Origin of the sequence: Rhizobium sp. BR 314 (assembly GCF_047445805.1) — a bacterium.
In the GTDB taxonomy this organism is placed as follows: Bacteria; Pseudomonadota; Alphaproteobacteria; order Rhizobiales; family Rhizobiaceae; genus Rhizobium; species Rhizobium lusitanum_B.
This window is the reverse complement of the sequence record NZ_JARWLA010000080.1, coordinates 1-10,781: the sequence shown is the minus strand read 5'-3', so window position 1 is coordinate 10,781 and position 10,781 is coordinate 1. Positions and strand designations below refer to the sequence as shown.

The following is a 10,781-nucleotide window of genomic DNA, read 5'->3' as shown; positions in this document are numbered from 1 at the left end:
TGGTTGCTGCATGTCTTCGCCGATGGTGGCTATGCGGGCGATAAGTTGAAGCGGCGACTGAAAAAGATCGGGCGCTGGACGATCGAGATCATCAAGCGCTCGGACAAGGCGAAAGGCTTCGAGGTTCTGCCGCGTCGATGGGTGGTCGAACGGACCTTCGCCTGGCTTGGCAGATGCCGCAGATTGGCCAAAGACGTCGAACGCTCGATCGCATCAGCCGAAGCGTGGATCATGATCGCCCACATTCGTCTCATCACCAGACGGCTAGCAAGGTATGGATATCGTTGAACGCTTTTCGAATCCGACTCTTAGTCGCCCGTGAAGAACCGTTTTCGGTGTGGCGGCGCATGATTGTCGGCGTCGAGAGTTTGCCTGACGAGCAGGCACAAAAGTAGCCTGAACCACCTGAGCAGAAGCGAGAAATTGTAGCCGGCGGCAGCCAGAACGGCATTGAGGGCATCGCCCTGCTGTCCGGCAAGATAGTTGCGGTCCATTCTGCGCTCGTTCTTGAGGTGCCCGATGACGGGCTCGACGGCTGACCGCCTTCGCATCAGACGTTTGATGGCCGGCGTCACGTGGCGCTTCTGGCCACTGGTGAAGACCCGCAGCTTGTGGCTCTGGGGCGCATTGTGGCCGCGGTATCCGGCGTCGGCCAGAATGCCAGGATCAGTCCGAGAAATGGCCGCCTTCAAATCGGAACGCCCGCCGGAATGAAATCGGAATGACTGGCCGGCTTCAAATCGGAATCGATGGCCGGCTTCATCGGAATACGCAGCCCATGAGTCGATTTTAGTGAGACGCCGTATTAGTTGCTGGTCTTTTGGGTCGTCGCCTCGGTGCCTTTGTTGTTCGCTCGAGTACCTAATTTAATGCCGCTGACATCAGTGAGGCGCCTTGAGAATGACGGCAATCAACCCCACGCTTCCCTTCACCTTGCCAAAGATATCGATGCCCTGAGCCAGCCTATACCGCCCGCATCAAGGCCTCACAATGAGCTCGTCAGGTACTCTTCGGTGAGCTCATTTGACGGCGCGTAGATCAACCTTAGATCCCCGCAACTGAAAATCGACGGGGCGTGGACGCCGCATACCAGCGATCTACTATTCGTCGGCATCGCTCCCATCCGCCCCACCAAAAATATCAAGCAGAAGCTCTGGGTTGGACCCCTCGCCCCGTAGTTCCTCAAGAACGTGTTCCAGGATGCGCCCGTACTTTGCCAGTGCCCTTAAACGATCCTGGTGCTTGAGATCACCTATCGTCCTCTCGACTGCTCGAACCAATTTATCCGCCTTAGGGTCCTGCCCCTCAACCAACGCGAATGGCTCGACCACCCTCCAACGGAGAAGGCCAACAAGCAGCATCGGAGCGTATTGGAATCTGGTGTACGTCGAGCCCAGATTTTCTTCGAACTCCCGGAGAATCCGTTTGGTCAACCGCTCGACATCTTTGCGAGTAAGCAGCCGAGGCGCGGTTTCAGAGCGCGAAAGTAGGAACGCCATGGCGGCGGTTTCTTTCTGCCACTTCCATTGATCTATGGGCTTGCCCAAGACCTTGTGGATTGCCTGCAGCTCAAAATGCTGGTTGCTGGCGACCCGCCCCAACCCCTGGTAAGCGAGCTTCCAGTGGGCACCTTGAGTGAAAATTGGGTGTCCCCGGGCTTCTTTGTCCCAAGCCTCCAGCAACCAGCCCGAGACGTCTGGCGGGCATCGGCGGAATTGCCATGTCAGAAACCGCAGTGATTGGGTTCCAACAGCTTGGCCCCTCAGCCCGCGACGGACTTCATCTAACGCTCGTTCTACAAGTCGATCCAAGCGCGATAGCGCGACAGCATCTACTCCATTCGGGACATCACCGTCACTTGATATCGCGTATTTGCCGCCAGGTCGAGCCGAGAGCCGATTTGCGAGTGCCGTCCAATCGACGGCAGTCCGGTCAACGTTCTTTTCAAGCAACGTGAAAAGCCCGTCTCCGCGAGGGCTATCGTTCCAACTATCGATTCCGCAGGCGAGCACAAGCCGTCCCGGTATTGTCGGTGCTGGTCTCTGGAACCCTTCGATCAACGCGTCCCAATTTTGTTCGAGTTCGGTCGCGGCATCCCAGTCGACCTGGAATTGGTGACCAAACTTCTGAGAGTGAACGAGGATTTTTGCTCGACCGGACGCCGGGCTCTGTTCCACCCAAAGTTCGACGGGAACTGTCTGGTCGACTTTCACACCGATGTTGACTTCTGCCTTGCGCGGAAGCTCGGAAGTTTCCTTTCTAAGGAAAATAGAAAAACGATCCTGCCCCGCTTGAATGGCCAATCTTGCCGGTTTCGGGCTCCGGTACATCTCACCTGCCGGAAGCGTCTCATCGTAATCAACGAGGTCGAAGTTTTCGACCGCGTCACGCCGCTGCACAATCGTTGAAATCTGCGGCAGGAAATCGAAATAGATGGGATCGCGCTTGCTTAGGCGCCGCGCGGCATGAAGCGCACCATCTGCGATCGAGTTGTCAGCAAGTAACACAACATCTCCACCGATGCTTTGTATCACTGCTGAATGGAATGCTTTTCTGATCGCACCTTTGGACAGAGTTTCCAACAAGACCACATCGCACCCAGCGACATCATCTCGCACATCCTGCAATCGAGGTATCTGCTCGTGATCGATCGTGTCGGGCGGCCTTAATACCTGCCAGTCTCCGTTTCCTTGGCGTAACACCTCGGGCTCTGCCTGGAATCCGAGCGCAAGGCGTCCATTCGAACGTGCCCATTCCAAATGATCGGTTCGGTCGACCGACGAAACTCTAGAAATTGCAGACTTTGCCAACTCCGCCAATCCCCGGTATCCCCAACCCGAACGGATCAGTTTTCCTGTCGAGCGACGCTCCGGCGCTAAGACAGTCTCTCCATGGCTACGCTCGCGACGAATGCGCAGCCTTTGAACCGTGACACCGTCTCCGGTGTGCGAAACCACACCTACGGCCTGGCCTTCTTCAACTGTTCCCCTTTCGATAGCGAACAATGTCGCCAACACGGATCGCCAAACCAGAAGCGGCGTCGAGACCTTTGCCTTGCGCAGAGCCGCCAACAGTCGTTCCTGCAGTAGCTCGCCGGTTTCAGCATGATCATCAAGGCTGGCGATGCCAAAGCTGGCACCGGATGACATCCCTTTCAGCGCTGCAGTCAGGTGGGGGACGGATGGATCGTCGTTCAGCAGATCAGTCACCCTCAACCGCTTCTCGGCAGCTCCGACCACACCCCAACCAGCACCCAGGCCGTGCGGAGAAATTGATGCCTGCGCACCACCCACAAGGCCCCCGTCGGCCTTCGCTCCAGTTTCAACCACGACACCGAAAATGCCGCCTTCGATGAGAGAGCTAATAACCTCCTGCTCCTCGCCGTCCGGCAAAATGGTCCAGTTCCTCGCAGCGCTATCGCGCCATCCATTCAGATCGTACCCGCACAGTTTCCTCATGGCGTCGTCGCGTATATTTCGCTACGTGCGAACGCACGGATAGCGTCCAACCCTTGCCGCAGCCCCTCGCCAGAGGCCTCCAAGGCAATTCCATCAACGCGCGTGCTAGCCTTACGGGATAGGCAAGTCTCGAACTGACCGTGAGATGGGGTCAGTATCAGCCCGTTACGCAGAACTTCAGTTTGGCCGAATGGCTGAATCTCGACCAATCGCTCATTTGCCCGTACGACAGCGTCGTTGAGATCTATGCGAGCCATCGTGTGCGGGGTCCAAACTGCTACGCGGCGCGGCATCCCGCCTCGGTCGATGTCGGAGATGCGGAGAGACACGTGGGCCCGCGTCAAGGCCAGCATACGGCCTGGTGCTTCAGGGCGGGATTGTACCTCGACTATACGACCTGTGTTCTTCAACCAGAACACGGCAATCGGTCGATCCTGCTCGAACCATCGTCCGAGCGATGCCTCTGAACGCCAGACGATGGGCGATTGCGCAATTAGCTCGGCTTCTTCGAGTTCGCTGAGAGCGAGCACGACAGAAAGCACAGAAAAATCCGTCCAGGTCTCCGCTTGCCATGCCCAGAGGTCATCGAGGACCCTGTCTTCCTCCAGCAGGCGGCGCCAGGCTTCATAGATGGAGTTGTAGCTCGGGTCCTGCATCAGAACGTAGTTCGGAACAATCCCGGCATCGGCTACGCTCACTTCAAGATCTGCCAACATCTGCGCGAAGGTTTTGCAGAACCGGCCGAAATGATTGACTTGCGCGTAGCGGCGGCTATGCCGTGCTCGTGGATGCTCCTGCATCCATTCGCGAGCAACCTGGAAAGCAAGTGTCGTATACGCGTGGAGAACCCTGTTTTCAGGGGTATCAAAGTTCTCTCGCCTGACTGTTGCGAGAATACGCTGGCTTGTACCGGCTCGCTCCGCAATCGTCCGCCCCGGTTGACGGACGAGCCAGCGCATCGACGCCCGATCCATTTCCTGAACTCGGTCCAAGAATGTAAGCTCTCTCGTCCGACGAAGCACGCGCCTGATCCTCGGCTCCAGCGCTTTCAGGCGCGGAAGGACATCTTGAGCCTGCCTTACGATCTCCGCCATTCGCGGATCGTGTTCATTCTCTGCGCGCTCCCACGCATCGCGCAATCGGGACCATACATGCAAAGGGTCTTCAAGGGCCTCGCCAAGCTCCTGGACCCGCGCCAAAACCTCGTTCATCCGCCGAAGAAGCTCTCTCGCCCGCACGTCTTCCGGGGTCTCATGCTCCTTTACACCACGAGGGCGAACCGGAAACCCAATTCGCTCCGGTCGCTGAGCATTCGCCGTTTTCGGGTATGGATGGAGAATAAGTTCCACCGGTCCATCTTGAAGCCGGGCCGACATAAGACGCGAGTGTCCGCCGTTCTTGGGTGCCTCGCCACGGACCTCGCTGACCAAACAATCACCAGGACTGAACTTCGCATTGGCAACTCCTCTGCGATCCCAAGGTCTGCCGAGATGGAGCATTACCGCGAAACCCCGTTCCATACGAACTGACCGGAGCCCTCTTTCGCAGCACGGATCGACTCATCGATCGCCTTCGCAAGGTGATCGTCCCGCAGGGCATCACCAACGAAACTTATGAGTTCGGAGAAAGCATGATCGTTACCGTCTTCAACTTCGATACCGCGAAGCTTTGGTAACAAGCGCATTTCAACCTGATCTGCGAGCGGGACACGCAAGTCCTTCGCCTGGTCGAACGAGGTGTAGTTCGCGACATACCCCATGATCGCGCGGCCGAGACGGTGACCGAAAGGTCTCTTGAAGCCCTTCATGAGGCTGACCATTCTATCCACGCTGTCGATAACGGTCTGCTCACTCTCCACAGTCGAAACAGGATTCACCCATGACCGCCATCTTGCCGCCGACAGCGCCTCGGGCTCGGCGATATTTGCTTTCTGCGCAGTCGTCCTGATGGTTCTTGGTGCCGAGAAGCGAAGGACATTCGCCCGGTCCACAACCTTATCAGAGAGCGACTGCGTGCTCTCGTCTTCGTTCATCGTTCCGGCAAACAGAAGGTTGTATCCTGGGAAGATGCGGGGAGCGTCCATACCTCGCGGCATCGGTATCTCAAGCTCGATCTCAGCGTCTTTGCGCAGGGATTTATCCGACACACGGTTCATCGGCGGGCGGCTTTCCAAGCGGCTGAGGAAGTCCGAAAAATAATACTCAACACGCGCAAGGTTCATTTCGTCGAGCAGGATCATTATCATCTGATCCTGAAACTCGCTCTTCTGGTTGTTCAGAATGTCCAGGTGATAGAGCGCCCGCGCCATATCGGTCGGACGGTAGCGCTTTTCGATATAGTTGTAGAAACCCATCAAATCCTGGGGGCTATCCCAGCGAGGTTGAACCGGCACCTGCAGGAACCCGATCCCTATGCCTGCCGCGTACTGTCGCGGCAGCTGGCTCTTGCCAGTCCCGGAGATACCGGCAAGCACGGCCATCTGGGTCGTGTCGTTTGTTTTCATTGCTGTATGGAAGGCATAAACAATGCGACGGTCGTAATGGAGGCCGCTTTGTTCAAGGCGCTGAAGCACCCGTTGGACTGCCTCAGCCTCATTTTCAGCGGCGCGATCTTTCCAGCTCCGCATTTGTGCCAGCACCGGCGGAAGCGTGGTCAACTCCTTGAGACGTTCAACGATTGCCTCCTCGCGGCCCGGCGCATCCCTACCGCTCGCCTCAGCAACGTCTTCCTCCATCTTAGCGACCTGTGCCATTAGCGACGAACGGCGATCTTCCAACGATGAGATGTCGCTTTCGATGGAACGAGCACGCTCCTCGGCGGCTGCGAGTTTCGCCGACGTCTGCGTGAATTCAGCATGAACGGCGGCGGTCGCCTGACGCTCGACAGCGAGGTCTTCTTGAACCTGAGAGAGTTGGGAGTTTGCCGCCTGGAGGAGGCCTTCGACACGTGCGCTTTCTCTACCAAGTTCCTGCGACAGCGCTTCTAAGCGTTGCACTCGCTCCTGCGCTTCGCTCAACTCAATCGCTTGGGACCGCATTTCTGCAATCTTCTTTTCAAGCGCTGCCTGTTCACGCTTCATCTCATCGTTGAGAGCGAACAGCCGCTCGGCGGCAGTGAGGCGGTCATGGACAGCGTCGAGATCTGCCCGGGCGGAAGCCAGCTCAGCGTCAACTGCGTGTTTTTCAATGATCTCCGCTTCGATCACCTCGCGCAGCGCACGGATTTCCTCGCGGCGCTCATCCTTCTGAAGCCATTCAGCATTCAAGTCATCGAGCTGTCTCTTGGTCGCATCGTAGTCAGCCTGGACGTCGGCAATATTGGCTAGGGCCTTGCGGCGCTCTCCTAGTTCATTTTCGATATCGCTAAGGGCCATCCGCTTGTCGGCAATGGCTGTCTCCAGAGACTCCAGGGAGCGCGTCGGCCCGGAGGCGGTAACGGCTCTGTCATGGAGCACCGCGAGGCTTATCTGCACGACGATCAGAGCTACGACAGCCATTGCTGCGAAAAGCAGTATCAAGATGTTTCCTGTTAGCATGTCGACGCTCTCTAATTATGGCCTCTCAGGCTGTGGCTGGGTAGTCGTCGGGGCGTCAATAGCTGGCGGCGCGGGTGCCACATCCGTCTGCTTTGGCGTCTTCGCGTCTGAAAGAGATGCAATTTCCTGAACAAGCACCCCTTTCCTGCCGTTAAGCTCGGCCAGCTCCGCTTTCACAGTATTTAGGTCGCTCTGACGCAAGCTCAGCTCTTTGGCCAGTTCTGCTTGTCGGTTTGATAGGTCTGCGACAGCCTTTTCCAGAGCAGCTTTTTCAGCTGCTGCGCGATCAGCATCGGCTTTGTCCGCCGAAGTTCGAGACTTCAGTGCCTGAAGACTGCTTAACTCTTCTTTGAGCGTGTTACGTTGCGTTGTGGCAGCTGCGACATCTGCCTGGAGATCATTTAATTGTGCCTTCGCGACCGGAAGAGATTTTTCCGCCTCTGCAAGCGCGTCCTGGGCAATTTTTAGCCTGCCTTCAGCCGCTGCAGCATCTGATCGTGCGCGGTCCGCTGCTGTGGTCACGCTCGTGAGATCGCCGTTCAATGCAGCCTTCCGCATTTCGAGAGCGCCGACTTGGTTGGCCAAGTCCGTACGGTTGCTGTCCTGGCGGGCCAAGTCGGCATCCGTTTTAGCTGCAGTGACCTTCGCCTTGGACGCCTGATCCTGGAGCTTTGCGATCGTTGCGTCTAAATCCTGCGAGGCACGTTGTTTGTCGCCGATATCTTTCGTGATTTTCGTCATTTGCGCCGTCAACGAGGCCTGACGGGCGGTAAGATCGGCGACCTGACGTGTTTTGTCGTCAAGGTCCTGAAGCTGGGCGTTTAATTTGGAGATTTCAGCCTCCTTATCGCGCCGGACCTTTTCGCTGACTGCAATCGCGTCGTCGGCAGCACTTTTTCGATCTTCTGCTTGTGCAACGTCGGCATTTGACTGATCGATCTTTGCCTGATTGACAGCAATCCGCTTTTCAAGGTCAGCGTTCTGAGAGCGTAAGGTCGCAAGCGTCTTCTCGGCCTTAGCTGCTTCCGCAATAGTATCGGCGGCCGCTTTCGATTGCTCTTGGCCCGCCTGAAGCTTCTCAACGCCCTCGGCGAGCGATGCCGTCTGTTGGTTTATCTCTGCGTCGAGGCGATCTCGCTGTGCGGTCAGATCAGCGATGGTTTTCCGAATACCATCGGCTTCTACACTTCGTTGAGAGATTTCCGAAAGGACACTATCGCGTCGGCCCAGCGCCTCTGTCCGCTCATTGTTATAGCGCTGAATGTCGGAACGCACGGCACCGTAGTCGCGCTCAAGAGCGTCGACCTGAATCAACGCGACAGAGATCGCGGCCGCTGAGAGCAAGCCAAGCGTCAAAGCGATATAGGTAAACCGCCGCGATCTAGGAAAGCTGTTTTGCGACGCGTTCAATGCACCCCTCCAAATCCTGAGCTAGTTCGTCCACCCAAAAGCGCTGGATTTTCCAGCCAAGCGATTTCAACTGATGGTCTCTCCAATAGTCGCCAAGCTTTCTTTTGCCGTCGGTGTCGGCATGCCAATGTCGACCATCGACTTCCAGGTCGAGCTTGACATCGCCGCTGCCAAACAGTGCAAAATCCAGGCGACGACCGGCGACTTCGAATTGAGCAACGGGGTTCAAGCCGCGCTTCCTAAGCGCCGCGTCCACAATTCGCTCCCAATTGCTGTCAAACGTGCCCTCGCCGATGCGGCCCTTTGGTTCGGTTGCCGTAGCGGCTAGCCGTTGAAGACTCCGCACCTTGCCAGATCGCGCATACGACAAATCGCCAAAGACATGGGCGACGGCCCGGGCGCGGCTAATGGCAACGTTCAGGCGGCGCCAGTCTTTCTGCACGAACGTGACCGCGCTGATCGCACTCGAATGGCCGAGCGTGGGTGAGAAAAGGATAAGGTCTCTTTCTTGACCTTGGAAACTGTCAACCGTGCCGACACGCAGTTCAGCCTTGACACGAAGCTTTTCATTGACTTCTGCGTGGATCGCTTGCTCCAACGCGTATACCTGCGGCCGGAAAGGAGCGATGACCCCGATCGACCCGCTATATCCTTGATCCACGAGGAGCATGCGGACATGCTGCACTATCGCGGCGATCTCAGAATTATTGATGTTGCCGATCATTGGTGATGTTGGCGCCGGTACATCGGTCCACGCAATACCTGGCTTCATGCCCCTTGGTGATTTGAGCTTGTCCTGGTCACCTGCAACCCGCAATTGACCACCATAAAAGTGTTCGTTGATGTAGCCAACGATATCGGCAGCGGATCGATATTGATCGCGAAGCATAACCTTCGCCGCCCCGGGCGTGAGGTCCGCCAAGTCGAATAGCGATCTCCGGCTCTGCGCGAACCGACCCATCTTTGATACCGGCAGGTTCTGGGCCTGCATCAGGTTTCGATCATGCGCAATGCCCAACTGGCTGATGAAGGAAAGCTGGCGATTGTCACCGACAACGACAGCACGTTTTGCCCTAGCGAAGATCGGCAGTGCTGACGCGATATCGCACTGGCTTGCTTCATCAAAGATCGCGAGATCGAATAAGCTGTCTGACAGCGGCACTCGCCGTGCCGCGCCAAGGACTGAAACCAACCACAGGGGCCGGTGACTTACAACTTCACCGGCCAATTCAGATGGCAGCGGCCCGGTGTTTTGAGCAAGCTCTAGGTTGGCAAGCTCCTCGCCTAGCCTCCGTCGGTCGATCTCAGTCAGGTTGACCTTTGACGCCAGAACTTTGGGAAGAAGCTCCCGAGCGACCTCTCCTATCTCCTGCGTAATCGCGACTGGATCACCCTTTACTTCGATCGTAGCTAATTCAGAGCGGAGCTGTTTTAGACGCTGCCTGAGGGTGGCGAGCGTTGTCTCTCCACCGGAACGTTGGCTGCCTACCAACAACTTCGATTTAAGACCGAAAGCTCCCAGTATTGTGTTGATCAACCGAATGACGAGGTTTTTTTCGGGCTCTACCAATGTCTGGACTCCGCGTTCAGCGCTGCTCGCCTCCTGCGCCTCGAGCCTCTCCAAAAGCTCCGCAATCAACCCGTGGATACGCGAAAGCTCGTCGATCTGGTCGAGCAGCCGATTTCGATTTTGCGCGAGCGTCGAGAGTTTCGACAGTAGAACCAAGTCTGGCTCAGCCGCACCTCTTGTGGGCTCGCTGACAAGTTCGCCAAGCACCTGATCGAACGATTGATCGATGTCGCGTGTAGGATCAAGCGTCCTCACTAGGAACGGAGACTGCGGAGCGATGCCACCAAGCCTGGTCTCGACAGCATCGAGGGCTTGGTGGTTCTTCGATGCAACAAGTACGCTTCCACCATCGGCAATCACGGAAGCAGCGATGGACACGATGGCCTGGCTTTTGCCGGTCCCCGGCGGACCGGTTACCACCGTAAGCGGTGCGAGGAGAGACCGCCTCACCGCATCAATCTGCTCCTTATTCAAGTCGCCCGTGTTGATGACGGGAGCAAGCCTAGTTGCAACGGGTGCATCCAAGCCGAGGATCGGCGCCAGCGCAGTCGTGGCCAATTTTTCCTTCGGCCACGCTGCAATTGTATCGAGGTCACGCACAGCTCCGGCAGTGAAGGTAGTATCGGTCGGTAGAAAGAGTGCGGCGATATCATGGATGCCGACGATTGTTGGTTTCCACGCGGAACTGAGCCGGTTTTTCCACCGAGAAGTGAGCCACCTCTGAGTATGGTTTTCTGATCAGGGTTTGGTCAATGGGCTGGCTTTTTCTCCTCTCTTTTGCGCCGCGGCGGCCGAACTGGCCTTGAAT

At 56.9% G+C, this 10,781-nt stretch carries 6 protein-coding genes and 1 pseudogene; 1 reads left to right on the top strand and 6 read right to left on the bottom strand.

Annotation, left to right across the window (positions count from 1 at the left end):
• Positions 1 to 288, top strand: a 288-nt coding sequence (locus tag QD461_RS36080) for a transposase (protein WP_414091588.1), incomplete at its 5' end; no start/stop codon positions are given.
• 20 nt (positions 289 to 308) lie between these two features.
• Here QD461_RS36080 and QD461_RS36075 read toward each other — a convergent pair.
• The 6 genes and pseudogenes from QD461_RS36075 to QD461_RS36050 form a co-directional block, all read right to left on the bottom strand.
• Positions 309 to 659 (bottom strand): annotated as a pseudogene (locus tag QD461_RS36075) (transposase); the annotation flags it as partial.
• 441 nt (positions 660 to 1,100) lie between these two features.
• Positions 1,101 to 3,392 (bottom strand): hypothetical protein, encoded by a 2,292-nt coding sequence (locus tag QD461_RS36070; RefSeq protein WP_244441503.1) that lies wholly within the window; start codon positions 3,390 to 3,392, stop codon positions 1,101 to 1,103.
• Between the two features lie 62 nt (positions 3,393 to 3,454).
• Positions 3,455 to 4,552: a DUF2357 domain-containing protein gene (locus QD461_RS36065; protein WP_414091587.1), complete on the bottom strand. Its 1,098-nt coding sequence runs from the start codon at positions 4,550 to 4,552 to the stop codon at positions 3,455 to 3,457.
• A gap of 404 nt (positions 4,553 to 4,956) precedes the next feature.
• Entirely contained in the window at positions 4,957 to 6,663 is a 1,707-nt protein-coding gene (locus QD461_RS36060; RefSeq protein ID WP_414091586.1) for an McrB family protein, read from the bottom strand.
• 345 nt (positions 6,664 to 7,008) lie between these two features.
• Positions 7,009 to 8,403: a hypothetical protein gene (locus QD461_RS36055; protein WP_004118324.1), complete on the bottom strand. Its 1,395-nt coding sequence runs from the start codon at positions 8,401 to 8,403 to the stop codon at positions 7,009 to 7,011.
• Positions 8,375 to 10,531, bottom strand: a complete 2,157-nt coding sequence (locus QD461_RS36050) for an AAA domain-containing protein (protein ID WP_240535432.1) — start codon at positions 10,529 to 10,531, stop codon at positions 8,375 to 8,377. The genes QD461_RS36055 and QD461_RS36050 overlap by 29 nt, the downstream gene beginning before the upstream one ends.
• Between the last annotated feature and the right edge of the window lie 250 nt (positions 10,532 to 10,781).